This is a genomic window from Devosia psychrophila, from assembly GCF_000971275.1.
GTDB lineage: Bacteria > Pseudomonadota > Alphaproteobacteria > Rhizobiales > Devosiaceae > Devosia > Devosia psychrophila.
Genome location: NZ_LAPV01000170.1, coordinates 36,861 through 61,757, shown reverse-complemented (window position 1 = coordinate 61,757; position 24,897 = coordinate 36,861). Strand labels below are relative to the sequence as shown.

The 24,897-nt window shown below is 62.7% G+C and carries 19 protein-coding genes; 2 read left to right on the top strand and 17 right to left on the bottom strand.

The window, feature by feature from the left end; all coding sequences use genetic code 11:
• The first annotated feature begins 50 nt into the window (after positions 1-50).
• Complete coding sequence (ku, locus tag WH91_RS19420; protein WP_046172709.1) at positions 51-872, top strand: non-homologous end joining protein Ku; 822 nt, start codon at positions 51-53, stop codon at positions 870-872.
• On the opposite strand, the gene ku (WH91_RS19415) is transcribed toward ku (WH91_RS19420), so the two are convergent.
• The 9 genes from ku (WH91_RS19415) to WH91_RS19380 all read right to left on the bottom strand — a co-directional run bounded on the left by ku (WH91_RS19415) (position 869) and on the right by WH91_RS19380 (position 14,176).
• Positions 869-1,747, bottom strand: a complete 879-nt coding sequence (gene ku / locus WH91_RS19415) for a non-homologous end joining protein Ku (protein ID WP_046172659.1) — start codon at positions 1,745-1,747, stop codon at positions 869-871. The two genes, ku (WH91_RS19420) and ku (WH91_RS19415), sit on opposite strands and share 4 nt — an antisense overlap.
• A gap of 102 nt (positions 1,748-1,849) precedes the next feature.
• The gene (locus WH91_RS19410; protein ID WP_046172658.1) at positions 1,850-4,147 is read right to left on the bottom strand and encodes a Tex family protein; all 2,298 of its coding nucleotides are present in this window, start codon (positions 4,145-4,147) and stop codon (positions 1,850-1,852) included.
• A gap of 76 nt (positions 4,148-4,223) precedes the next feature.
• The gene (locus WH91_RS19405; protein WP_046172657.1) at positions 4,224-4,907 is read right to left on the bottom strand and encodes a response regulator; all 684 of its coding nucleotides are present in this window, start codon (positions 4,905-4,907) and stop codon (positions 4,224-4,226) included.
• Positions 4,904-7,564 carry a sensor histidine kinase gene (locus WH91_RS19400; protein ID WP_046172656.1) on the bottom strand — a complete coding sequence of 887 codons (2,661 nt, stop codon included), beginning with the start codon at positions 7,562-7,564 and terminating at the stop codon, positions 4,904-4,906. Before WH91_RS19400 ends, WH91_RS19405 begins: the two co-directional genes overlap by 4 nt.
• Position 7,565: 1 nt before the next feature.
• Positions 7,566-8,132, bottom strand: coding sequence for a potassium-transporting ATPase subunit KdpC (gene kdpC / locus WH91_RS19395; RefSeq protein ID WP_046172655.1), 567 nt, complete (start codon positions 8,130-8,132; stop codon positions 7,566-7,568).
• Between the two features lie 150 nt (positions 8,133-8,282).
• On the bottom strand, positions 8,283-10,337 hold the full coding sequence (kdpB, locus tag WH91_RS19390) for a potassium-transporting ATPase subunit KdpB (RefSeq protein WP_046172654.1): 2,055 nt from the start codon (positions 10,335-10,337) through the stop codon (positions 8,283-8,285).
• An 8-nt stretch (positions 10,338-10,345) separates the two neighbouring features.
• On the bottom strand, positions 10,346-12,055 hold the full coding sequence (gene kdpA / locus WH91_RS19385) for a potassium-transporting ATPase subunit KdpA (protein WP_046172653.1): 1,710 nt from the start codon (positions 12,053-12,055) through the stop codon (positions 10,346-10,348).
• Between the two features lie 14 nt (positions 12,056-12,069).
• On the bottom strand, positions 12,070-12,150 hold the full coding sequence (gene kdpF / locus WH91_RS26235; protein WP_082102279.1) for a K(+)-transporting ATPase subunit F: 81 nt from the start codon (positions 12,148-12,150) through the stop codon (positions 12,070-12,072).
• A 271-nt stretch (positions 12,151-12,421) separates the two neighbouring features.
• Positions 12,422-14,176, bottom strand: coding sequence for a putative bifunctional diguanylate cyclase/phosphodiesterase (locus WH91_RS19380; protein ID WP_052952991.1), 1,755 nt, complete (start codon positions 14,174-14,176; stop codon positions 12,422-12,424).
• 294 nt (positions 14,177-14,470) lie between these two features.
• Here WH91_RS19380 and WH91_RS19375 point away from each other — a divergent pair, with 294 nt between their 5' ends.
• Positions 14,471-15,187: a class I SAM-dependent methyltransferase gene (locus WH91_RS19375; protein WP_052952990.1), complete on the top strand. Its 717-nt coding sequence runs from the start codon at positions 14,471-14,473 to the stop codon at positions 15,185-15,187.
• A gap of 139 nt (positions 15,188-15,326) precedes the next feature.
• Here WH91_RS19375 and WH91_RS19370 read toward each other — a convergent pair whose 3' ends face one another.
• The 8 genes from WH91_RS19370 to WH91_RS19335 all read right to left on the bottom strand — a co-directional run bounded on the left by WH91_RS19370 (position 15,327) and on the right by WH91_RS19335 (position 24,839).
• Entirely contained in the window at positions 15,327-15,962 is a 636-nt protein-coding gene (locus WH91_RS19370; RefSeq protein ID WP_046172652.1) for a ThuA domain-containing protein, read from the bottom strand.
• Positions 15,959-17,599, bottom strand: coding sequence for an acyltransferase (locus tag WH91_RS19365; protein WP_046172651.1), 1,641 nt, complete (start codon positions 17,597-17,599; stop codon positions 15,959-15,961). Before WH91_RS19365 ends, WH91_RS19370 begins: the two co-directional genes overlap by 4 nt.
• Before the next feature lie 196 nt (positions 17,600-17,795).
• Entirely contained in the window at positions 17,796-18,806 is a 1,011-nt protein-coding gene (locus tag WH91_RS19360; protein ID WP_425285350.1) for a hydroxyacid dehydrogenase, read from the bottom strand.
• A complete protein-coding gene (locus WH91_RS19355; RefSeq protein ID WP_046172649.1) occupies positions 18,803-20,656 on the bottom strand; it encodes a DUF2264 domain-containing protein in 1,854 nt (617 codons plus the stop codon). Before WH91_RS19355 ends, WH91_RS19360 begins: the two co-directional genes overlap by 4 nt.
• The gene (locus WH91_RS19350; RefSeq protein WP_046172648.1) at positions 20,656-21,690 is read right to left on the bottom strand and encodes an ABC transporter ATP-binding protein; all 1,035 of its coding nucleotides are present in this window, start codon (positions 21,688-21,690) and stop codon (positions 20,656-20,658) included. The genes WH91_RS19355 and WH91_RS19350 overlap by 1 nt, the downstream gene beginning before the upstream one ends.
• Positions 21,687-22,709 (bottom strand): ABC transporter ATP-binding protein, encoded by a 1,023-nt coding sequence (locus tag WH91_RS19345; RefSeq protein WP_046172706.1) that lies wholly within the window; start codon positions 22,707-22,709, stop codon positions 21,687-21,689. Before WH91_RS19345 ends, WH91_RS19350 begins: the two co-directional genes overlap by 4 nt.
• Entirely contained in the window at positions 22,699-23,817 is a 1,119-nt protein-coding gene (locus WH91_RS19340) for an ABC transporter permease (protein ID WP_244542399.1), read from the bottom strand. Before WH91_RS19340 ends, WH91_RS19345 begins: the two co-directional genes overlap by 11 nt.
• Before the next feature lie 29 nt (positions 23,818-23,846).
• Entirely contained in the window at positions 23,847-24,839 is a 993-nt protein-coding gene (locus WH91_RS19335) for an ABC transporter permease (RefSeq protein WP_046172647.1), read from the bottom strand.
• Between the last annotated feature and the right edge of the window lie 58 nt (positions 24,840-24,897).

Sequence of the window (24,897 nt, the reverse complement as noted above, 5' to 3'; positions counted from 1 at the left end):
AACGGAGCGCCACATCTGGCGTTTGAGTTCCATCAATGCAGGAGCTTGTCATGGCGGTTCGACCCTATTGGAGAGGCTATCTCAAGCTTTCACTGGTGACCTGCGCCGTGACGCTGTCTCCGGCCACCACCCAGGGCGAGAAGCTTCGTTTCCACACACTGAACCGCAAGACCGGATACCGCATCCACACGCAATATGTCGACGCGGTATCCGGCAAGGCAGTCGATGACGATGACCAGACCAAAGCCTATGCAAAGGGGGAAGACGACTATGTTATCCTCGAGGAAGAAGACCTGGACGCGGTCCAGCTAGAGAGCGCGCGGACAATCGACATCGATGAGTTTGTCGAATCCGATACGATCGAATGGGTCTACTACGACAGTCCCTACTTCGTCGTGCCAGCCGATGAGGTCGGCGAAGAGGCATTCACCGTCATTCGCGAGGCCATGGCAGAGGCCGACGTAGTGGGTATATCCAGGCTGGTAATGGGCGGCCGCGAACGCGCGGTAATGCTTCAGCCTTGGGATAATGGCATCATCCTGTGGACCTTGCGTTTTGGCGACGAAGTTCGCGATGAGAATGAATATTGGAAAAGCGTCAAGGCCGACAAGCCGGACGCAAAAATGCTCTCCATGGTCGAGGAAATCATTGCCGACCGCACGACCACGTGGTCTGAGACGATGGTGAAGGATCCGGTCCAGGACCGTTTGCTCGAGATCATCAAATCCAAGCAGTCGACCAAGCGAAAGACCAAGCCCCAGAAGGCAGATCAGGCGGTCGGTGAGCCCCAGAGCAATGTCATCGACCTCATGGCCGCGCTCAAGAAGAGCCTCGAAGGCAAGCCGGAGGCCAAAAAGACGCCGCGCCGCTAGCTGGCCTTTCGACGCGCGGCGGCAGCGGGCTTGGTAGCAGCCGCGCTTTTCTTCCTTGTCGCCCTGGCCTTTTTCGGCGCTGCCTCATCATTTGCGGCCTCGGCCCCACCGGCACTGAGCCGCAAAGCTTCCAGCAGATCGTTCGACTTGGTCGGCTCGGGCCGACGCAACGGCACAACCTTGCGCCCTTCGATTTTCGCCTTCACCAGGTCGGCCAGCGCCTCCTCGTAGCGATCGTCGAACTTTTCGGGCTCGAACTTCCCGGCCTTGGTCTTGAGGATATGCTGCGCCAGCTTGAGCATTTCCGGCTCGATTTTGCGCATTTTGATACCGCTGAAAGCATCCCTCGACGACCGCACCTCATAGTCGAAATTGAGGGTGGTCGCGATGAGACCGTCCCGGTGCGCCCGGATCAGGACCGGACGGAGGCGACGGAAGAGGACGGTGTGCGCGATAGCGGCAGTCTTCTGATTGCGGAGCGCATCACGGATCAACGCGAAGCTGTCCTCGGTCGCGTCAGACGCCGGCAGGAGATAATAGGGCTTGTCGAAGTAGGTCGGTTCGATCCGATTGCACGCGATAAACGCGTCGACAGTCAGGCTCTTGTCGCTATTGGGGACCGCCGCTGCGATCTCCTCGGGCTCCAGGACGACGTATGAGCCTTCGTGGGTCTCATACCCCTTGACCTGGTCAGCGGCTTCGACCGGTTTGTCGGTCTTGTCGTCCACATAGACGCGCCGAAGCCGGTTGCCGGTTTTTCGATTGACCATATGCAGAGCGATGCGGTCGGAGGTCGTTGCGGCAGTATACATTTTTACCGGACAAATGATCTCGGAGATCTTGATCACACCGGTCCAGACTGCGCGCGCTGCCATACCATCCTCCATTTCCATGCAGAACGGACGCCGCGCCGATGCCGTTCCAAATTCCAGAACTCAGCAGATGTCTCGGGCCTAGGACGGCTTGGCCTGCGGAGGCTATTTCTTGTTGCGCATGGCGTCGTTGAGCATATCGCCGAGCGAGCCAGTGCTGCGTGGCGCCTCCTGTGGTAGGCGTTGGTTGGCGCGCATCGGCTTCTCGCGCGGGCGTTCGCGCGGCGCGTCGGTGTCGATTTCCTTGCGCATGGTCAGGCCGATGCGCTTGCGCGGCACATCGACTTCCACAACGCGAACCTTGACTACATCGCCTGCCTTGACCACCTCGTGCGGGTCTTTGACGAAATTGTCGGCCAGTTGCGAGACATGCACCAGCCCGTCCTGGTGCACGCCGATGTCGACGAAGGCGCCAAAGGCGGCGACGTTGGTGACGGTGCCTTCCAGCACCATGCCGGGCCTGAGGTGCTTGATGTCATCGACCCCCTCGGCAAAGGTGGCGGTCTTAAAAGCCGGGCGAGGGTCGCGGCCGGGCTTTTCCAGTTCGGCGAGGATGTCACGCACCGTCGGCAGGCCGAAGCGGTCATCGACGAAGCTCTTTGGATCGAGGCCCGACAAGGCCGACTTGTCGCCCATGATGGTGCGGAGATCGCGGCCGCAGGCGACGACGATCTTGCGGGCCACACCATAGGCTTCAGGATGCACCGAGGACGCGTCGAGTGGCTCGGTGCCGCCAGTGATGCGCAGGAAGCCGGCGCTTTGCTCGAAAGTGCGCTGGCCGAGACGCGGCACTTCGAGCAACGCCTTGCGGGAGCGGAACGGGCCATTGGCGTCGCGGTGCGTCACGATGGCTTCGGCGACCGACGGGCCAAGGCCCGAGACTCGCGCCAGCAGCGGGGCCGATGCGGTGTTGAGATCGACGCCCACGGCGTTCACGGCGTCTTCGACCACGGCGTCGAGCGAGCGGCCGAGGCGATATTGATCGAGATCGTGCTGATACTGGCCAACGCCGATCGCCTTGGGCTCGATCTTGACCAGTTCGGCCAGCGGGTCCTGCAGGCGGCGGGCGATGGAGACGGCGCCCCGCAGGGATACATCGAGATTGGGAAATTCCGCCGCGGCCAGCGCCGAGGCGGAATACACCGACGCCCCGGCCTCCGAGACGATGACCTTGGTCGGCTTGGGCGCAGGCAGGCGTTCGATCAAGTCGGCGACCAGCTTTTCGGTCTCGCGACTGCCGGTGCCGTTGCCGATGGCGATCAGCTGTACGCCATGCTTCTTGATCAGCGCCTGGATGGCGGCCTGCGCGCCCATCACGTCGTTGCGTGGCTGAAACGGGTAGATGGTTTCGGTATCAAGCACCTTGCCGGTGGCGTCGATCACCGCGACCTTGACGCCCGTGCGGATGCCGGGATCGAGCCCCATGGTGGCGTGCGCGCCGGCAGGAGCGGCCAGCAGCAGGTCCTTGAGATTGCGGGCGAACACGGCGATGGCCTCGACTTCAGCACGCTCGCGCAGCTCGACCATCAGGTCGATTGAGAGCGTAACGCGCAGGCGCGTGCGCCAGGCCCAACCAGCCACTTCGCGCAGCCATTTGTCGCCCGCACCATTGCCCTGAGCATTAAGTGCCACCGCGACGAAGCGCTCCACCGGCTTGACCGCGTCGGTGACGTCGGCGTCCACCTCGATTTCGAGGCCGAGGAAGTTCTCATCGCGACCGCGCATCATGGCGAGGGCACGGTGGCCGGCGACCTTGTTCCAGCGTTCGGAATGGGCGAAATAGTCGGAAAACTTGGCTCCCGCCTCTTCCTTGCCCTTGAGCACCTTGGCGCTCAGCACGGCTTTGTCGCGCATGTAGCTGCGGAGCCGGCCAAGCAGGGTGGCATTTTCCGACAGGCCTTCGATGACGATGTCGCGCGCGCCCTCAAGCGCTTCCTTGGTCCCGGGAACCTCTTCGGTGATGTAGCCTTCAGCCAGCAGCACGGGCTCGGCGGCACGATTGGCAAGGATGGCTTCGGCCAGCGGACCCAGGCCGCGTTCGCGGGCGATTTCGGCCTTGGTGCGGCGCTTTGGCTTGAACGGCAGATAGAGGTCTTCGAGTTCAGCCTTGGTGGCGGCGCCCATGATCGAGGCGGTCAGCGGGCTGGTGAGCTTGCCCTGCTCATCGATAGATTTGAGGATGGCGGCGCGGCGCGATTCCAGCTCGCGCAGATAGGTCAGCCGCTCGGCCAACAGGCGGAGTTGGGTGTCATCGAGGCCGCCCGTCACTTCCTTGCGGTAGCGCGCGATAAACGGCACCGTGGCCCCGCCGTCGAGCAGTTCCACCGCGGTGCGCACCTGTTCGGGACGGGCGGCGACTTCGGTGGCGATCTGGGCGGCAATGCGGGTGTCGAGTGCGGACATGAATCAACTTCTTGTTTCGGCTGGCGTCACCATAGTCGCCCCAGGCCGAAGCTCACACCCAGCGCGGACGATTTCCTCACTCGATCAGTCGGTAACCCACGCCCGGTTCACTCAACAGGTGTTTTGGGCTCCGAGCGTCGAATTCCAGCTTGGCGCGGAGCTGGCCGATGACGACGCGCAGGTATTGGGCATCATCCTGGTGCGCAGGCCCCCAAATCTGGGTCAAGGCTTGACGGTGGGTAACCACCTTATTGGCATTGGCGGCCAGCAGTTCGAAGAGATCGAATTCCTTGGGCGTAAGGTGAACCTGCAGGTTATCGACCAGCACGCGGCGGTGTTCGTGGTCGAGCGTGATATTTCCGAACTGACGTGGCTGTAGCCTGGACGGGCCGGGCTCGGCATGGCGCAGGGCAACGCGGATGCGGGCCAGAAGCTCGCCGATACCGAAGGGCTTCTCGACATAATCATTGGCGCCCAAGTCTAGCGCCGCGATCTTTTCTATCTCCTGGTCACGGGCCGACAGCACGATGATCGGTACCGACGAAAAGGCGCGCACCGTCTCGATCACCGTCTTGCCGTCGCCATCGGGCAGCCCGAGGTCGAGTACGATCAGCGCCGGGGCGCGCGTGGCGGCAAGACGCTTTGCCTCGGCGGCGGTGCCCGCGGTCTCGACATCAAAACCTGCTGCGATCAAGGCCGGTTTGAGGAACCGCTGGATTTGCGGCTCGTCGTCGACCACCAGAATGCGTTGCAGCATCATTCTTCCTTTGTGGCCAGCGGCAGGCGCAGCGTAAAGCGCGTACCACGCTTTCGGACGGCGGGGCTGGTCGCCTTGATGGTGCCGCCCATCGCCGTCATCAGTCCGCGCGCAATAGAGAGCCCGAGGCCGGTACCGGCAGGGCGGCCATCACTCTTGGCGCGACGATAGAATTTTTCGAAAATCTTTTCGAGGTCCGCTTCGGGAATGCCCTTGCCCTGGTCGGTGACCGATATGGTGGCGTGCCCATCCTCGGCCTTGGCGAAGATCGAGACCGGCTGCTCTGCGGCACCATATTTGCGCGCGTTGTCGAGCAGGTTGAACAGCACCTGTTCGAGCAGCGTGCCGTCGCCCAGCGCGCTGGGCAGGTTGGGCGCAAGGCTGATGTCTATCAGGAGGTCTGGATGCAGCCGTTTGGCCCGAGCAACGCTGCTGGCAACCACAGTGTTGAGATCGATAGCCTCGCGCCGGGCCTTCATCATGCCCGCCTCGATGCGGGTCATGTCGAACAGATTGGCGACGAAGCGGTTGAGGCGGACCGACTCTTCCTCGATCGACAGCAGTAGGTCTTCGCGGGTTTCGACGGGGAGCTTTTCACCAAGTTGCCGAAGCGTGGTTACCGCGCCGGTGATCGAGGCCAGCGGTGTGCGCAGGTCATGCGACAGCGACGACAGCAGCGCCGCTTGCACCTTCTCGCCTTCGCGCGCCACCGAGGCCATCGCGCTTTCCCGGTTCAAACGAGCGCGGTCCATGGCGATGGCCGCCTGGTCGAGCAGGGCAATCAGGGTACGCTCCTCGTCCGCAGCCAAGGGCACATCGCGGGGCCCCATGCCCAGGCCGGCAACGCCCAGAATGCGCTGCGCAGCGATGATCGGGCGGAACAAGTAACGCACCTGCGGCAGGGTGCCGGTGAGAAAGCCGGCCGGCTCCTTCTTGTCGAAGGCCCAACGGGCGGCAGTCAGTTCGGTGCCATCGAGTGCCTGTTCCGGCGGCCACGCGGCGGCCGGGTCGAGATCGCCGCTGTCGTCGGGCACCAGCACCACGGCGGGGCGGCCGAGACTGGTGTGCAGGTGGCTGGCGATGGCGTCGAACACGCTGTCCTGCCCATGAGCGCCGGAGAGTTTGCGCGAGAAATCGAGCAGCGCCTGGCTCTGCCGTGCCTGCTGGCGGGAAAGGTCGGCCTGTTCGCGCAGCCGCGCCGCCAATTGCCCGGCAGCAAAAGCCACGGCGACGAAGATGACCAGCGACAGCACTTCCTGCGGCTGTGCCACCGTCAGTGCGCCGGTGGGCTCGATGAAGAAGAAATTATACGCGGCAAATGACAGCGCCGCCGCCACCAGAGCGGAACCGCGTCCCGCAATCACCGCCGACACCAGCACGGCGGCCAGATACAGCATCGAGAGGTTCTGCAGCGCCACCAGAGCTGTCAGGCCCAGCCCGAAGATTGTCGTCGCGCCAACCGAGACAAGCGGTAAGCCAAGCGTTAATGCCCATTCCGGCAGGGTCAGCCGGCGGCGCGGCTTGCGGCCGGCACTGCTGGTTGCACCGGGCACCACATGCACGCCGATTTCGCCGGCCTGGCGCAGCAGCGCATCGGGCAGCGAGCGCCGCAGCCAGCGCGTGGTCGTGGGGCGGCCGATGACGATCTGGGTGATGTGTTCGCGGCGCGCGATGCGCAGGATGGCGTCGACGAAATCGCTGGCGGACTCACGCCGGGTCTCCGCGCCGAAACGCTCGGCGAGGCGCAACACCTCTTCCAGCCGTACCGCATCGGCCGGGCTGGGCAGCGCGGCGTCGGGACGGTTGAGCGACACCACCAGCCAGCGTGCGTTGAGGCCCGAAGCAAGGCGGCTGGCGGTGCGCACCACCTTTTCCGACATGGTATCGGGGCCTACACAGACCAGCAGTCGCTCACCTGTGGCCCAAGGGCCCTCCACCGCACTCTGGCGTAGGAACTCGACCATCTGGTCGTCGACCCGATCGGCGGCGCGGCGCAAGGCCAGTTCGCGCAATGCCGTGAGCGTCGCGGGTTTAAAGAAGCCATCCAGCGCCCGTGCGGCATTATCGGGCAGGTAGACCTTGCCCTCGTTGAGCCGCGCGATCAGCTCGGCCGGCGGCAGATCGACCAGGATCACCTCGTCGGCGGTCTTGAGCACGATGTCCGGTACCGTCTCGCGCACTGGAATGCCGGCGATCCGTGCCACCAGATCGCTCAGGCTTTCGAGGTGCTGGATATTGAGCGCGGTCCACACATTGATGCCAGCGTGGATCAGCTCGGCAATGTCTTGGTGGCGTTTGGGATGGCGCGAGCCGGGGGCGTTGGAATGCGCCAACTCATCGACGATCAGCAGCGCCGGTCGCCGGGCCAAGGCCGCGTCGAGATCAAATTCGCGATAGGCGTCGCCTTCCCCCTGGCGCGGCAGGGTCTCAAGCCCTTCCGCCAGCCGGGCGGTTTCGCCCCGGCCGTGGGTTTCGACGAGGCCGATGACCACATCGACGCCCTGTGCCTTGAGCCCTCGGGCCCGTTCCAGCATCGCGTAGGTCTTGCCGACGCCGGGCGCGGCGCCGAGAAACACCGTCAGCTTGCCACGGCCTTCGCGCGCGGCAAGCTGCAACAGGGCCGTTGGATCGGGCCGCTCTTTTTCGGTGTGGCGAGCCATATCAGTTTCCGAGAGGCGCGGCCTCGTCCAGCGCTAGGTTGAGGCGCAGCACGTTGACGCGCGGTTCCCCGAATATACCCAAGATCGGCTGCTCCGTCACATCGGCAAGCGCAGCTTCGATAACGGATGGTTCGACGTTGCGGGCGGTGGCGACGCGGGCAACCTGGGTCGCGGCATTTTGCGGCGTGATGTGCGGATCAAGACCCGAGCCGGAGGCGGTGACAGCATCGGCGGGTACCGAGGTCTGGCCGGTTGCGGTGACTGCGGCGGCAACTCGCTCTACCAGCGCCTTACCGGTCGGCCCGATATTGGAGCCACTCGACGCGGCCGCATTGTAGGGGTCGGGACCGGTGGCCGACGGACGTGGCCAGAAATAGCTCGGAGCGCTGAAGTTCTGCCCGATCAGATCGGAGCCGATGAGCACGCCGTCGCGCTCGATGCGGCTGCCATTGGCCTGGCCGGGGAACGCGGCCTGCGCCGCTCCGGTGATAGCGAGTGGATAGAGAAGGCCGGTTACGGCCGAAAGTAGCAGGGTAAGCACTATAGCGGGGCGAATTTGGGACAGCATTTGCGTCTCCTGAATTGAATGTTTGACTGGCCTCTCCTTCCTCACGAGGGAGGGGTTGAGAGTAGGGGCCCCTTAGATGCACACAAAGGGACCCCCTCCTCGATCCCTCCCCTCAAGGGCGAGGGAGGCGAAGCGGATGGTTGAAAGACATTAGATCAGCCCCAAAGCCGTCACGGCCATGTCCACCAGCTTGATGCCGATGAAGGGGGCGATGAGGCCACCAAGGCCGTAGACGAGCAGGTTGCGGGATAGCAGCGCGGCGGCGCCGACTGGCCGGTATTTGACACCGCGCAGGGCGAGCGGGATCAGGGCCACGATGATCAGGGCGTTGAAGATCACGGCGGACAGGATTGCCGATTGTGGCGAAGCCAGCCCCATGATGTTGAGCGCACCCAACTCGGGATAGGTGACCAGGAACAGCGCCGGGATGATGGCGAAATACTTGGCCACGTCGTTGGCAATCGAGAACGTCGTCAGCGAGCCCCGGGTCATCAGGATCTGCTTGCCGATCTCGACGATCTCGATGAGCTTGGTCGGGCTGGAGTCCAGATCGACCATGTTGCCGGCCTCGCGGGCAGCTTGCGTGCCGGACTGCATGGCCACGCCGACGTCGGCCTGGGCCAGGGCGGGCGCGTCATTGGTGCCGTCGCCGCACATGGCGATGAGGCGGCCGCCGACCTGTTCCTTGCGGATATAGTCGAGCTTCTGCTCCGGCGTGGCTTCGGCGATGAAATCATCGACGCCGGCTTCCGAGGCGATGGCGGCGGCGGTAACCGGGTTGTCGCCGGTGACCATGACGGTGCGGATACCCATGGCGCGGAGTGCCGCAAAGCGTTCCTTGATGCCGGGCTTGACCACGTCCTTGAGGTGGACGACGCCAAGCAGGCGATCGGCTTCAGCCACTGCGAGCGGGGTGCCGCCGGAGCGGGCGATGGCATCGACGGCCTTGTTGAAGTCGGCGGCAGCAGTGGTTTTGTCGAGGCCGACGAACTTCAGCACCGCGTCGACGGCACCCTTGCGGATGCGGCGACCTTCGATGTCGATGCCCGAAATACGAGTCTGGGCCGAGAACGCAATGCTGGTCGTGCCATTAGGCAGTATCTTCGGCACGCTCAGGGAGAAATCAGACTTCGCCAGTGCCACGATGGAACGGCCTTCGGCGGTTTCGTCGGACAGGCTGGCTAGCAGTACGGCCTCAGCGAGGTATTTCTCGGTGACGCCGGCCACGGGCAGGAATTCCGAGGCCATGCGGTTGCCGAAGGTGATGGTGCCGGTTTTGTCGAGCAGCAGCGTATCGACGTCACCGGCTGCTTCCACGGCACGGCCGGAGGTGGCGATGACGTTGAAGCGGATCAGCCGATCCATGCCGGCAATGCCGATGGCCGACAACAGGCCACCGATGGTGGTGGGGATCAAGGTCACCAGCAGCGCGGCTAGAACAGCAACTGACAGGTCAGTGCCGGAATAGGCGGCGAGACCATAGAGCGTCACGACGGCGATCAGGAACACCAAGGTCAGGCCCGAGAGCAGGATCGACAGCGCGATCTCGTTGGGCGTCTTCTGGCGCTTGGCCCCTTCGATGAGCGCAATCATGCGGTCGACGAAGGTTTCGCCTGGCTTGGTGGTGATGCGGACCTTAAGCCAGTCCGAGATCACCTGTGTGCCGCCGGTCACGGCGGAACGGTCGCCGCCTGCCTCGCGGATCACCGGAGCGGATTCACCGGTGATGGCGCTTTCGTTGACCGAGGCGACGCCCTCGATGACTTCGCCGTCGCCAGGCATCAGGTCGTTGACCTCGACCAGGATGATGTCGCCGATCTTGAGCGATGTTGCCGGGATGCTCTCGAAGGCCCGGTTGTTGGCATCGGATGGGAACCGCAGCTTCTTTGCCACGAGATCGGATTTACCGCGCTTCAGGCTCTCCGCCTGTGCCTTGCCGCGCCCTTCGGCGACGGCTTCCGCGAAGGTGGCGAACAGCACGGTGAACCAGAGCCAAAGCGCGATCTGGCCGGAAAACCGCATTTCGGCCGCGGCGCTGAACGCATCCTGAACAAATATAACGGTGACCAGAACGGCGACGACTTCGGTGACGAAAATCACCGGGTTGCGGATCAACTGGCGGGGGTCGAGCTTGATTACGGCGTCGCGCAGGGCCGGCAGGAAAATAGCCGGCGAGAGGATAGATATCTTGGCTTGAGTGGACATGATGTTTCCTAGAAGCTCTGGCCGGCGAGCATTACGAAGTGCTCGACGATGGGCCCGAGAGCCAGGGCCGGGAAGAACTGCAACCCGCCCAGGATGATGATGACGCCGATGAGCAGGCCGACGAATAGCGGCTTGTCAGTCGGGAAGGTACCGCTGGATGCAGCGGCGCGCGGCTTGGCGACCAGCGAACCGGCAATGGCCAGCACTGGCACCAGGTAAGCGAAGCGTCCCAGCAGCATGGCGATACCCAATGTCGTATTGTACCAGGGCGTATTGGCGGTGAGGCCACCGAAGGCCGAGCCGTTGTTCGCTGCGGCGGATGTGTAGGCATAGAGGATTTCGCTAAGTCCGTGCGGACCGGGCGTCAGGATAGAGCTGGTACCGAAGTCAGCTACGACCGAGATGGCGGTAAAACCCAGGATCACCAGCGGCAGGATGAGTACGGCCAGCATGGCAAACTTCATCTCGCGCGCTTCGACCTTCTTGCCAAGAAATTCCGGCGTGCGTCCGACCATCAGGCCGGCGACGAACACTGCCAGGATTGCAAAGACCAAAAGTGCGTAGAGCCCCGAGCCGACACCGCCCGGCAGAACTTCGCCAAGCTGCATCAGGAACATCGGAACCAGGCCACCCAGAGGCGTCAGGGAGCCATGCATGGCGTTGACGCCACCATTGGACAGGCCTGTCGTGACCGCAGAATAGAGCGCGCTCATGGCCTGGCCGAAACGAACTTCCTTGCCTTCGAAATTGCCCATCGACGGATCGACGCCAACCGCGGTCAGCAGCGGATTGCCGAAACTCTCAGCCCAATAGATGGCGCCGGTACCAATCACCAGCATGATGACGGTGACCGAGATCAGCGCCCAGCCCTGACGGCGATTGCCGACCATTTGGCCAAAGGTGTAAACCAGCGCTGCCGAGATGGCGAGCATGGCAATGATGTTGAGGTAGTTGCTGAACGCCGTCGGGTTTTCGAACGGATGCGCGGCATTGACGTTGAAGAAGCCGCCGCCATTGGTGCCGAGTTGCTTGATGGCTTCCTGGCTGGCGACCGGTCCGGTGGCGATAGTCTGCTGAACGCCCTCGATCGTGGTAGCCACAAAATTGGCGTCGAGGTTCTGCGGCAGGCCCATGGCGACAAAAGCCAATGCGACCACGATGGCCAGCGGCAGCAGCACATAGAGCGTTGCACGGGTTAGATCGACCCAGAAGTTGCCCAGCTCGTTGACGCCGGAGCGGACGAAGGCGCGGGTCAGCGCGATGGCCACGGCAATGCCTGTGGCCGCCGAGACGAAGTTCTGCACGGTGAGGCCCAGCATCTGGCTGAGATGGCTCATCGTGGTCTCGCCACCATAGCTCTGCCAGTTGGTATTGGTGACAAAGCTGGCCGCGGTGTTGAAGGCAAGGTCTGGCGACAGGCCAGCAAACCCCTGCGGATTGAGCGGCAGAAAATTCTGCAAGCGCAGCATGGAATACAGCACTACGAAGCCGGCGAGGCTGAATGCCAGCACGCCCATCGTGTAACCGAGCCAGCCTTGCTCCTTGTCGGTGCGAACGCCCGCAAGCGCGTAAAAGCCGCGCTCGACGGGACCGAGGACGGGTGAAAGGAAAGTGCGTTCGCCGGTAAAGACGCGAGCCATATAAAGGCCGAGCGGCTTGACCAGCAGAAGGACCACGATCAGCACGAAGCCGATTTGCAGCCAGCCGGAAAGGGACATGATGGCTCCGAGTGTCAGAAACGTTCAGGCGCCAGCAACGTCACCACGAGGTAGACGGCCAGCGCGAGGGCGATGAGGAAGGAAATGATGAGCATGGCGGCGCTCACAGCCGGTTGAGCGCAGTGGCGTAGATCGCGAGTGCGATCAGCGTGCCGGCGCCCAGAGCGATATATGCAAGATCGAGCATGATGAGCCTCTTGAAGTAAGGCTCATGCAGTGGACCTGGTGCCCGTCAAATTGCCATACCGAAAGAGGATTTTCGGCATAAAGATTTCATAAGGACGGCATAAGCCTCGGAGGCACGCTGAGCCTAAGGCGAAGGGGCTTCGCTGATATTGCAAAGCTGCTTAGATGCTTGTCTGCTGGTCAGCAGGCGCGACGATCTCGTGAGTGGCCTAACATTTCCCGGATCAGCTTTGCCTCGACTGGACGGCCGAACAGATGTCCCTGGCACTGCTCGCAGCCCTCCTCAAGCAGCCGGGCATGTTCCGCTTCGGTTTCGACGCCCTCGGCGGTGACGACGGCCGAAAAGCTCTTTCCCAGGCCAATGATGGCTCGAACAATGGCCAGATTGCAGTCGGAAGTGGCGAGGTCCGACACGAAGGATTTGTCGATCTTGAGCTTGTCGAACGAAAACTTGCGCAGGTAGGCCAGACTGGAATAACCCGTGCCGAAATCGTCCAGAGCGATGCGCACGCCCAGATGCTTGATCTGGTTGAGCAGGCGGACGTTTTCGTCGCTGTCCGTCAGGAAGATCGATTCCGTGATCTCAAGCTCAAGACGGCTGGGGGCAAGCTTGGTGCGTTCGAGAATGCGCGCCAGCATCACTGCCAGGCCGAACCCGGTGAACTGTCGAGGTGAAACGTTGACGGCGAGCCGGATGTCGGACGGCCAATTTCTGGCCTCCTTGCATGCCGTTTCCAACACCCATTTTCCGATCGCCGCGATCTGTCCCGAGGCTTCGGCGACAGGAATGAAATCATCCGGACATATCGGCCCGAGCTGCGGATGGGTCCATCGCAGCAGGGCCTCGCAACACACGATCCTGCCGCTGCGCGTGTCCACGATCGGCTGGTAGACGATATGGAGCTGCGACCGCTTGAGCGCGAATGCCAGCTCTTCGCGAAGATAATGCTCGGTGTCGGCCTTCTCTTCCATCGCCGGTTCAAAAAAGACATGGCTGCCTCTGTGCGCAGCCTTGGCGGCGTAGAGCGCCAGATCCGCTCGCTTGGTAAGGTTATCGGGCGTGTTGCCAAAATCGGGAGACAGCACGATTCCGAGGCTTGCGCCGACGCTGACAAGGCGCTCCTCGACCTCGAACGGCTTGGTCAGTGCCGATATCAGCCGGCTCGCCAGTTGCGTCGACGATTTCTTCGTTGCCGCACGATGAATGACGCCAAACTCGTCGCCACCCAACCGCGCCAGAAAGTCATGCTCGCCCTTGACCTCACTTAGACGACTGGACAACTGCCGCAGCAGGTCGTCGCCGGCACGGTGGCCCATGGTGTCATTGATGACCTTGAACCCATCCAGATCGAGCACGAGCAGACTGAACCTGTTTCGGTTCATCAATTCGTGGTTGAGAGCCGCTTCGAAGGAGCGTCGGTTGGGCAGGTCGGTCAGGATGTCATGCAACGAAAGATGGCGATTACGCTCCTCGACCTTGAGCCGTTCGGTCACATCCTCGGAGATGCCGAGGAGATACCGAGGATTGCCATGGGCATCCGGCACGCCGACCTTTTGCGTCCTGAGCGAACGCGTACCGTCGGGCGTCGATAGCGGCTCGTTTTCAATCGTGACCAACTTCTGGGAGGCGACCACCTCGCGATCTGCCGTGCGGAACCGCTCGGCATCGTCGGGCGAGAACAGGTCGAAATCAGTCTTGCCGATCAGGTCCTCGCGCTTGAGTCCAAGCAATTGTTCGCCGGCCCGGTTGAGCAGCACGAACCGTCCATCGAGAACGTCTTTGACAAAGACCATATGCGGAATGCTTTCGACCACCGCGTCGAGGAAGGCTCTGGTGCTGACGAGGTCGAGCTCCAGGCCTGCAGGATCTAGTCCTGCACCGTGAGATTCAACACAGCCACCTTCTGGTGCTGCGTAGAGCTGGTGTTTGTTCATCGTTTCCGCCCGACCGAGATTTCTGAGCTCGGCTAATGTCAGTTATCGACGCTGATCGGACGCTACCCTACGGGACTTTCGAAGCTCTTAATTGGCCGTTGGCAATGCATTAGCTCGGAATAGAGACCGCCCCGCCGCAGCGGGGGCGGATGGTGTTAGAGCGGCATGGTGTCGTTGATGAACGCGATTATGCGGGCCCGGACCGCTGCGCAACACCGGCAGGGCATGACAACTCGGCTTCTAGCCTTGGATGAAAGCCCGGTTTAGTCTGAGGCGACTTCAGGGATTTTCCGCATGACCGCCTCGCTCTATCCTGCCGGCTTTTATGAAGACCGCCGCGCCCACACCGTTCACGCCGCGCGCCGGTTGCTGGCAGCACTGCCACCAAGCCTGCCCCGAGCCAGCGTCGCCGATATCGGCTGCGGCACCGGCACATGGCTGGCGGCCGCCCTCGCGGATGGTGCCGAGACCGCTTTCGGCATCGAGGGCGACTGGGTCACGCCCGCCATGCTCGACGATGCGCGTATCGCCTTTGCGCCACAGGACCTCGAACAGCGCTTCAGCGGCCCCCGCGTCGATCTCGCAATGTCACTGGAAGTGGCCGAACACCTGTCGTCAGAACGCGCCGTCAGCTTCGTCGCCGACCTCGTGGCATTGGCGCCCGCCGTGCTGTTCAGCGCCGCCCTCCCCGGCCAGGGCGGCGTGGGCCATCGCAATGAACAATGGCAAAGCTGGTGGGCTGAACTGTTCGCGACGCACGGCTACCTGGCCTATGACGTGATCCGCCCCGTCATCTGGAGCGACGAGGATATCCCCGCCTGGTATCGCCAAAACGCCGTGCTGTATCTCGACGCCACGGCCGCCGTAGGCCTCGCGTCTACCCCGCCGGCTCTGCTCGATCGCGTCCACCCGGCCTTCTGGAACCGCGCCAATCGCGAGCTGCAATACGCTAACGCACTGCCGGAGTCGGAAGTACTGCAGCGGCAGGCCGAGGCGGCACAGCAGCAGTAAGGAAGAATACCCCCACCTAGCCTCACCCTGAAAAAAGGGGAGGAATCTGACTGGTGATTGTCCAAGAAAGTGCCCAAAACTCGATGAAGTTCCTCCCCCTCATCAGGGGGAGGCAAGGTGGGGGACCCAAACAGGGACTTTACCGAGCTGCCCAAAGCAGGCCGCGACGCAAAATCTCCCGCACCGGCCCCCCGGCCAGTTCATCCGCCGTATGCCCCAGCGACGAATAAAATACCCGCCCCTGATCATGCATGGTCGTGAAAACCACCGGCATCACCACGTCCTTGCGCCAGGGATGAAATTCCCCCGAAAACACAGTGGTTGCCAGCACATCCACTGCGGGATCGTAGTTTAGATAATACTGCTCCGAGGTATGCTCGAAGCTCTCTATCCCCGCCAGCAGCGGATGATCGCCCACATCCACTCGATAGGTGATGATATTGCCCGGATGCTGCACCCAGTAACAGCCCGCTGCATAGCGGAACGGCACCGAACTGCGAAAGCTCGTCGCCAGCCCCATGTGATAGCCGGCGAGCCCCGTCCCGGCCCGGATCGCCGCAATCAGCCGGTCCATTTTCTCCGGCGCCAGCGTGCCATCAGTGATCACCGGCACCACGAGGTCATTGCTGCCGACATCGTCGGCGCCCAGCGCATCATATTCCGGCGTCACGGTTACGGCAAAACCCTCTGCTTCCAGCAACGCGCACACCACATGTGCTCCGCGCTCAGGCGTGTGCAGTTGCATGCCACCCCAGACCACCAGCGCCTTTTTCATAGGCCCAATCCCACCGCGCGCATCCGATGCACGCCCTTCGGCACGAAGGCAAAACTGTCGGCGATACCCAGCAGCTCCGCCGCCAGGTGGACTACCGAGAGCCACATTTCCGTGCCCTGCAGGCTCGGCGCCTGGCCATCGGCAAAGGCGAAGCCCTGCCCAGGCACCCAGCGCTCCTCGGCTCGCCCGACAACCGCACGGGCAATCGCCTCGGCCTCGGCGCGTCGATAATCGGTCTGCCGGAGGCACAGCAGCAGCGGGTGCACGGTGTCGAGCAGATTGCAGGCCGTGTAAGTCGGGCCCGAAAAGCCGCCATAATTGCAATAGTTCAGCAGCACGGAATCCACCGCGCGCTCGGCATTGGGCACTGGCAGCCCAAACTGCGCATAAGTGCCGCGGGTCAGCCGGTAGAAACCATTGACCGGCTGTAACAGGCCTTCGTCCGCCGTTGGCGATCCCCACAGGCCGGTCGCGCGGTTCTGCTGCATTGCCAGCCAGCCGAACAGCGTTTCGCGTGCCCGCCCGGTCGTAAAATATCGGGCATTGTAATACAGCGCCGTGCCGATCGCATCGACCACCGAGCCGGCGGTCCAAGCCCGCCCGCGCCAGGTCAGGCTTTCCAGCCAGTCGCACAGTTCGGGCGCCTCAAGTTCGACAGCAGGAATTGGATACAGCGGCTTCCCGCCCAGAACCTCGATGGCGTAGCCAACCGAGAGCACATTATATAGCGCCAGCCCGTCGTCGCGCATCGGCACCCCCAACGCAACGGGTCGATGCGGATCGGGAAACAGTCCGGTTACGGGGTCCTGCATTGCCTGCAATTCGGTCAGCGTCGCCGCGACATCCAGTCCTTCTGGCAGCGTGTCGAAACCGGCAGCCAACTCGATGGCATCGTTGCGATGCCGGGCACTGCGCCGCGCCTGTCCATCGGCCTCGCGCGATACATATTCGCCGCCCTCGCGATAGGCGGCGAGCACCTCCGGCAATTGCGACTTGGCCATGACACCCAGCCGGCCTAAAGCCGCAACTGCGTCGGTCTTCCCCCTTTGTCCGCGATAGCGTACCAGCCTGGCCGGAACGCCGCCGACGATGGCCATTGGCGGCACGTCCTTGCTGACCACCGCCCCCGCCGCAATCACCGCGCCTCGCCCGACGGTCACCCCATCCAGCACCACCGCATTGGCGCCGATCCACACATCGTCCTCGATGACGATGCCCAGGCTTTCATGCTTCTGCGTGTGGATCGGTACACTGGGGTCGTCATAGCCGTGGTTGAACCCGACAATGGTCACATGGCTGGCAATGCGTACGCCATCGCCGCAGCGCACCTTGCCCGAAATCATCGCGTAGGAATTTACTGTGCTGTGGGCGCCAAATTCCACGTCGCCGCGCACCAGCGCATGCCCGGCAATCCAGCTCTGCTCGCCCAGTACCAGATGGCTGGTAAAGATCGCGGCTTCGGCTGCCACATAGGCTGTCGGATGAAAACTGCCGCCCGCCACCCGCACCCAATGCGCCTGCCGCGCCCGATGTTCGGGCGCCTCGATGTCGGCGGGAGTGCGGTCCCAGGTCAGGAACTGCAGGCGGGCTTCGTGCTCGGCGTCGATCGGCGGATTTTCAACTATATGCGGTTTCATAGGTTCATCAATTCCTCAGTCGTCACCCTTGCGGGGAGGGTCAGCAAGGGGACGTCTGGCCCCAATGGCCGGCCTCCCACATCCCCAAATTCCGCCGTCGAGGGCGGTTCTTACAACGGGGCCAAACAGCCCCCTCCCTTGATCCCTCCCCGCAAGGGGGAGGGTGTCGACTGCGCGATACTTCGGTCGCTGGCCGTCATGCCAGCCGCTCAAGCAGGGCCGGTTCGATCTCGAATTCCATCGCCTTGCCCGCTACGAAGCGTTCAACTTCCTCGATGGCCAACTGCCCCAGCCGCAGTCGTTCCGTGCCGACGGCCCCGGCCAAATGGGGGGTCAGAAATACGTTGGGCAGACTATAGAGGGGCGATCCGGCTTCGGGAATTTCCGGGTCGGTCACGTCGATGACCGCGTGGATGCGCCCGGTCTGTAACTCAGCGATCATCGCCGCTTCGTCCACCACCGCGCCGCGCGCCGTATTGATGAAACCTGCGCCATGCTTCATCAGCTTGAATTGCCGTGCCCCGATCATGGCTCGCGTTTCCGGCAGCGACGGTGCATGCACCGACACGACATCGGAGCGCGCCATCAGCGTATCGAGATCGACCAGTTCGGCCCCGGCCAGCACCGGGTCGCCCCTGGTCACGAATGGGTCGCTGAGCAAAACGGTGAAGTCGAAGCCTGCCAGCATTTTCGCAACCCTCCGGCCAATGCGCGACGCGCCGACCAGCCCCACGGTGCGGTGATAATTGCCGATCGGCTCATCCATCAGGGCATAGGTGCTGCGCCGACCCGGATCGGCCCGATAGCGGTCGCGCAGTTCGAACACCCGCTTGTTGGCGAACAGGATCGCCGCCAGCGTATATTCCGCTACCGGCACGGCATTGGCGTCAGCGGCATGGGTAACCCGGATGCCGGCCTCGTAGACTGCCGGATCGAGCGTGAATTTCACCGTGCCCGCCGCATGGGCGATCAGCTTGAGGTTGGGCGCCGCGCGAACCACCTCCGCCGTTACCATCGGGCAGCCCCAGCCGGTGACGAGAATGTCGATTTCACCCAGAACCCTACGCGCTTCGGCGCTGAAAAACTCTTCAAGCGGCGTGGCTCGGACGATATCGCAAGTCCGCGACAGCCGCGCCAGCGCCTCATCGTCGAACACATGCCTGGTCTTGTCCGCCGCCATGGCAAAGGCGAGTTTGGGCACCATCAAAAGCGCTCCGGCACCAGAATGGCGCTGACATCGACACCCTCGCGGGCAAACAACGCTTCGAGCTCGGTGATGTCTGGCGCCTCCGGTGGTTGGCGCAATGCTGCCTCCGCCGCATCGCCCGCCGGCAATGCCATCGCCGCAGTCATCAACACCGTCGTGCCTGCGGAAATTTCGCCACGCAGTTGCGGCACGATAGTCTTGGATGCGATGAGATTGGTGTTGGGATAGGGTCTATGCGCCCTGCCCTCGCGCTGACCGGCAAGGTCGACGATGGCGCTCACATCGGTCTCACTCTTGGCCGCGCCACTGCCGGGCTCGTCGATGTAGGTATCGGCATTCAGATCGGCTCGTTCGATGGCAAAGCCGCCTTCGGTGGCGTGCAAAGTGCGCGGGGTGGTGATCCGGTGCACCCGAATATGCCAGGGACTGGCTGGCAGTAGCCAGGTTTCCACCGTCACGTCGGTCCACGGTTTCCAGCGCGCAAACAAAGTGTCGCCGGCAATCTGGGCGACTTCATTATTCTCGCGCACCCGGTAGTGCCGCCCATCGTCCGAGAAGGCAAGCGCGCCGTCGAAGGCGCCCATATTGTAGGCGCGTTCATCGACTTCCACTGAGAAACCATAGCGGCTGGAATAGATGAACTTGGCGTATTTCTCGCTGCCGTGCCGCATCTGCCAGTTCTGCTGCCCACTCGACAGCGCCACCACATTGCCCGGCGTATGCATCATCACCATGCCCGGATGCTTGAGCGGGATCGGCGCATCGTCGGTCACCGCTTTACTCTCCTCCGCGGTCCAGAACGGATGATCTGCCGGCAATGCCAGGGGCAAAAAGGCCTTCAGCGCCCAATAGGGTGAGCCGGCTGAATTATAGCTTTCGGACATGAAAAGGTTTGGATAGCCATAGCCCACCGACAGCACGCCATCGCGATTGGCTATCGGTTTGTCGGCCCACCAGCGCAGGTGGCGCATATACTGTCCCTTGATCTCACCCCAGGGCAGCGCCTCAAGATCGGCAAAGGCCAGCGCGCCCCAGATGCCGCCGCAGGCAAAGCGATAGGTCAGGCTGCGACCGAAGGCCAGCGTGCCGCCATCCTCGTCGAACCAGTGGCGAATGTCCTTGGCAAACAAGGTTGCACGTTCTTTATAGGCGGCGACACGCTTGTCATCGCCCTTGGCGAGCGCGGCATAGATCAGGCCATAGAAGTGCATGGCAAAGGGGATGTAGTGGTCGATGCGCCGCACATTGCCGTCGCGATACCAGCCGTCGCCCAGATAGAATGCGTCCAGTTCTTCGAGATATTTTTCGGTCAGCGAACGGTCAAACTCGACGCCGCATTCCTCCAGCCCGAGATCGACGAGGATGCGGAAGAATTTCCAGTTGTTATCTGCGTAGTCGAAGCTGCGAGCATGCTTGAGGTATGCTGCGAGATTGCTCTTGGCTTGCTGCGATAGTGGTTGCCAAACCTTGTCCGGCAACAGCCGCATGGTGAAACCGATGGCCGCTAGCTCGACCATGCGCTGGTCGGTCGAATTGACCGTGCCCCAATATTCAGGATGCTCGGGGTCGGTGCCATTGGCCAGCCCGCGCCGATACAATTCCCAATGATCGAAACGGCCACCGCCCGCCGCCAGCGGCGTCAGCCCCCATAGCGGACGCGCAAAGCCTTCGAGATCAGCCGCTGCGCGATCGAAATGCGCCGCCGCTCCGTCCAACCGCACCCGCGCACCGCCCTCGGAGAAGAATGGCAGCAGCGGATTGAACAGGTCATGGAGCGCCTTTTCCACATCGGCGCGGCTTTTGAGCGGATTGCCATGCAGCGGATTGGCGCTCACGGGATCATAGGTCATCAGGCAAATTCCTTGGTCGGCGCGTCGTCATAGGCGCCCTTCAAACTCAGCTGTTCGGCGAAGTGGCAGGCCGCTTCCTGCGCGCTGCCGTGGATGGAGCGCAGCGCCGGTTTTTCGGTGCGGCAGCGGTCCTCGGCATATTTGCAGCGGGTGTTGAACGGGCAGCCGACCGGGCGATTGCCGAGATAGGGGATTTCGCCGCGTGCCTCGGTCTTGCGACCCTTGCGGCGCAGCGGATCGGCGATGGGCAGGGCCTCGAGCAGCAGTTCGGTATAGGGATGGCGCGGCCGCTCGAACAGCAATTCGGTGGGCGCATTTTCCACCACATGGCCGAGATACATCACCACCACGCGGTCGGCGATATAGTTCACTACGCCGAGGTCATGGCTGATGAAGATATAGGTCAGCCCGAACTCGGCCTTGAGGTCTTCGAGCAGGTTGAGCACCTGCGCCTGGATCGAAACGTCCAGCGCCGAGACCGCCTCGTCGGCGATCACCAGCTTGGGGTCGAGCACCAGCGCCCGGGCGATGCCGATGCGCTGCCGCTGGCCACCCGAAAACGCATGCGGATAACGTCCCACTGCCTCGGCCGGAATTCCGACCTTCTCCAGAGTCGAGATCACCCGCTCTTCGAGTTCCCTGCCCTTGCATATCTTGTGGATGCGCAGCGGCTCGGCGACAATGTCGAACACCCGCATATTGGGGTTGAGCGAACTCATCGGGTCCTGGAAGATCATGCGGATGTCTTTCCGCCACGGCTTGATCTCGCGCTTGCTCAGCGCCGTCAGCTCGACGTCGCCACCGGACTTGGGGTGATACACCACCCTGCCCTCGCTTGATGATTGCGCCGCAATGATGCAGCGCCCCAGCGTAGTCTTGCCGCAGCCGCTTTCGCCGACGATGGCGAGGGTTTCGCCCGCCTCCACCGTGAGATTGATATCGGTCAGCGCGTCGAGCCGGCGTTCCTTGCCGAAGAGACCACCACTCAGCGTGTAATGCTTTGACAGGTGTTCGACACTCAGCAGCGTGCTCATGCCGCGGCCTCCGCAGGTTGACGCGTCAACAGGTGACACCGTGCATGGTGGTTGTCGCCGATGGCCGTGCGCTCAGGCCGGATCGTGGCGCAGGGCTCGAAAGCATAGGGGCAGCGGCTGGTGAAGGCACAGCCCTGCGGCCGATCCCTGGGCGCCGGTACCGTGCCCTTGATTGGCGACAGCCGCACTCGGTCGGCCTTGCGCGCCATCTTGGGGATCGAGCTCATCAGCGCCTGGGTATAGGGATGTTTGGGCGCCGCAAAGACGTCGAACACGCTGCCCTGCTCGACCACGTCGCCGAGATACATCACCGCAACTTCGTCGGCGATTTCGGCGACGACGCCGAGATCATGGGTGATAAACAGCATGGCCATGCCAAAGTCCGCCTGCAACTGCCGCAGCAGGTCCAAAATCTGCGCCTGCGTCGTTACATCCAGCGCCGTGGTCGGCTCATCGGCGATCAGAACTTTCGGCGTACAGGCCAGCGCCATGGCGATCATCGCGCGCTGCCGCAGGCCGCCGGAGAGCTGAAATGGATAGGCGTCGGCACGTTCCCGAGCGCCCGGAATGCCGACCTGATCGAGTAGTGCCACGGTCCGCTCCCGCGCCTGTTTCGGCTTCAGCCCCTCGTGGATCACCATCATCTCGTCGATCTGATCGCCGATGGTATGCACCGGTGAGAGCGAGCTCATCGGCTCCTGGAAGATCATCGAAATCTGGTTGCCGCGAATGGCCCGCAGCGGCAGGCTGTCCTGCCTGAGCTGGACGATATCGGTCGCCTCGGCGTCGCCCGGAGCGAAGATGATCGAACCACGCTGGATATCGGCGTTCTTGTCGAGCAGCCGCAGCACGGCCCGCGCCGTGACCGACTTGCCGCAACCGCTTTCGCCGACCAGCGCCAGCGTCTTGCCCGGCGTTAGCGTCAGATCGACCTGCCGCACCGCCTCGATATCGGCCTCGTCGGGCGAGGAAAACACGATGGACATGTCGGAGATGGAAAGGATGGGTTTATCGCCCATGGGGATCAGCGGCATCACGGAGACCGTCTCCAAAAAAGTTCATTGCAAGGATGACCACGATCACGCAGAGCCCCGGCGTCAGTAGCCAGGGGGCGCTCGCGAGGGTGCGGATGTTCTGCGCGTCCTGCAGCAGCGTGCCCCAGCTGACGATCGGCGCCTGCAGGCCCAATCCGAGGAACGACAAAGCCGTTTCGGCGAGGATCATGCCGGGAATGGCCAGCGTTGCCGCTGCGATGATGTGGCTCATGAAGCTCGGGACCATGTGCCGGGTGATAATCCGCCAGTCACTGGCTCCATCGAGCTGCGCCGCCGTCACGAAATCTTCGGTCCGCAACGACAGGAAACGCCCTCGCACCACGCGCGCCAGTTCGGTCCAGCCGATCAGGCTGAGGATGATGGTGATGGCGAAGTAGGTTTGTAGCGCGCTCCAGTCCTTGGGCATGGCGGCTGCCAGCCCCAGCCACAGCGGAATGGTCGGCATAGAGCGGATGAACTCGATGATGCGCATCACCGCGCTGTCGAAAAGTCCGCCGTAATAGCCGGCAAAGCCGCCGACCACGATGCCGAAGAACAGGCTCAGCGTCACGCCGGCGAGGCCGATGCTGAGCGAAATGCGCGTGCCGTGGATCAGCCGGCTCAACAGGTCGCGGCCCAGCCGGTCGGCGCCCAGAATATAGAATGGTGCCCGCGCCTCGGTCACGCCCATGAACTTGACCGACATGGGGATAACCCCAGCCAGCATGTATGGTTCGCTTGGAATGAAGAACTGCACCGGGATTTCGACCTCGGGATCGAGCACGAAGGTCCGTCGCATCGCCTTGGGATCGACTTCGCTGGCATAGCCATTCACATGCGGGAAAAACCGCCAGGAGCCGTCCTCGTTGGTTGAGAAAAACTGGATGCCCTGCGGCGGCGCATAGGTGTAGCGCGCGCTATAGGCCGACGGATCGGTTGGAGCCAGGAACTCGGCCAGCAGAGCCACGAGATAGAAGGCGATGACGATCCACAGGCTGACCAGCGCCAACCGGTGACGCTTGAAACGCCGCCACATCAGCCCGAAGTGGCTTTCGCGCTTGGCGCGTGGCATGCCCGCGGCTTCGGCGGCCATTGAGGTGTGGGTCATGGTGTCCACGGCCATCACTTGCTCCCATAGCGAATTCGAGGATCGATCCAGGCAAGCAGCAGGTCGCTGATCAGCGTGCCGATCACCGTCAGCATTCCCAGCAGCATGATGATCGCGCCGGCGAGGAACATGTCCTGGCTGGTGAGCGAGCGCAGCAGCAGCGGTCCGGCTGTCGGCAGGTTGAGCACGACCGAGACCAGCACCGAGCTGGATACCAGGGCCGGCAGAAGCCAGCCGATGGTGGAGATCAACGGATTGAGCGCAACCCGCACGGGGTATTTCAGAATCGTGCGGAATTCGCTGAGCCCCTTGGCCCGCGCCGTCGTCACATAGGGTTTCTTGAGTTCATCGAGCAGGTTGGCGCGCAGGATGCGGATCAGTTCCGCCGTGCCGGCGGTCGCCAGCACCAGGATGGGCGCCCAGGCGTGGCTCAGGAAATCCCAGATGCGGGCCGGACTCCAGCGCGCCGTTTCCATGCCAGGCGAAAACAGCCCGCCGATGGTTTCGCCGAACCAGACGAAGCTGAGATACATAAGGATCAGAGCAAAGAAGAAATTGGGAATGGCGAGGCCGAGGAAACCGCCGATGGTAGCGAGATAATCGCCGAGAGAATACTTGCGAACCGCCGCATAAATGCCGATGGGAACGGCGACCAGCCACATCACGATGACGGCCAGCCCTTCGAGCAGGATGGAATTGCCCAGCCGGCCCCAAATCAGCGTCGTTACGGGCGCCTTCCACTCAAAGCTCTGCCCGAAATCGCCGCGCAGCACGATGCCGGAAATCCACTTCCAGTACTGGATGATATAGGGCTCGCCAAAACCGTATTGGCGGCGCAGCGCCTCGATGGTGGCCGGGTCAACCCGATCGCCATTGGCGGCAAGCGTCGCCATATAGGTCGTCAGATAGTCGCCCGGCGGCAGCTGGATGATGGCGAAAGCTACAAAGCTCACCGCCCACATGGTCAGCACCATTGCGATCAGCCGTTTGCCGAAAAAACCAAGCATGGGCGTGTCTCCTGTAACGGATCATTCAGTCGACACCCTGCCCCTTGAGGGGAGGGAT

Excerpts from the sequence above, each read along its gene's own strand:
- WH91_RS19345 (WP_046172706.1), bottom strand. The coding sequence starts at position 22,709 with ATGGGCGATAAACCCATCCTTTCCATCTCCGACATGTCCATCGTGTTT.
- WH91_RS19335 (WP_046172647.1), bottom strand. The coding sequence starts at position 24,839 with ATGCTTGGTTTTTTCGGCAAACGGCTGATCGCAATGGTGCTGACCATG.
- WH91_RS19340 (WP_244542399.1), bottom strand. The coding sequence starts at position 23,817 with ATGGCCGCCGAAGCCGCGGGCATGCCACGCGCCAAGCGCGAAAGCCAC.
- WH91_RS19355 (WP_046172649.1), bottom strand. The coding sequence starts at position 20,656 with ATGACCTATGATCCCGTGAGCGCCAATCCGCTGCATGGCAATCCGCTC.
- WH91_RS19350 (WP_046172648.1), bottom strand. The coding sequence starts at position 21,690 with ATGAGCACGCTGCTGAGTGTCGAACACCTGTCAAAGCATTACACGCTG.
- WH91_RS19405 (WP_046172657.1), bottom strand. The coding sequence starts at position 4,907 with ATGATGCTGCAACGCATTCTGGTGGTCGACGACGAGCCGCAAATCCAG.
- kdpC (WP_046172655.1), bottom strand. The coding sequence starts at position 8,132 with ATGCTGTCCCAAATTCGCCCCGCTATAGTGCTTACCCTGCTACTTTCG.
- kdpF (WP_082102279.1), bottom strand. The coding sequence starts at position 12,150 with ATGCTCATCATTTCCTTCCTCATCGCCCTCGCGCTGGCCGTCTACCTC.
- ku (WP_046172709.1), top strand. The coding sequence starts at position 51 with ATGGCGGTTCGACCCTATTGGAGAGGCTATCTCAAGCTTTCACTGGTG.
- ku (WP_046172659.1), bottom strand. The coding sequence starts at position 1,747 with ATGGCAGCGCGCGCAGTCTGGACCGGTGTGATCAAGATCTCCGAGATC.
- WH91_RS19380 (WP_052952991.1), bottom strand. The coding sequence starts at position 14,176 with ATGAACAAACACCAGCTCTACGCAGCACCAGAAGGTGGCTGTGTTGAA.
- WH91_RS19410 (WP_046172658.1), bottom strand. The coding sequence starts at position 4,147 with ATGTCCGCACTCGACACCCGCATTGCCGCCCAGATCGCCACCGAAGTC.
- WH91_RS19400 (WP_046172656.1), bottom strand. The coding sequence starts at position 7,564 with ATGGCTCGCCACACCGAAAAAGAGCGGCCCGATCCAACGGCCCTGTTG.
- WH91_RS19370 (WP_046172652.1), bottom strand. The coding sequence starts at position 15,962 with ATGAAAAAGGCGCTGGTGGTCTGGGGTGGCATGCAACTGCACACGCCT.
- kdpB (WP_046172654.1), bottom strand. The coding sequence starts at position 10,337 with ATGTCCACTCAAGCCAAGATATCTATCCTCTCGCCGGCTATTTTCCTG.
- kdpA (WP_046172653.1), bottom strand. The coding sequence starts at position 12,055 with ATGTCCCTTTCCGGCTGGCTGCAAATCGGCTTCGTGCTGATCGTGGTC.
- WH91_RS19375 (WP_052952990.1), top strand. The coding sequence starts at position 14,471 with ATGACCGCCTCGCTCTATCCTGCCGGCTTTTATGAAGACCGCCGCGCC.
- WH91_RS19365 (WP_046172651.1), bottom strand. The coding sequence starts at position 17,599 with ATGAAACCGCATATAGTTGAAAATCCGCCGATCGACGCCGAGCACGAA.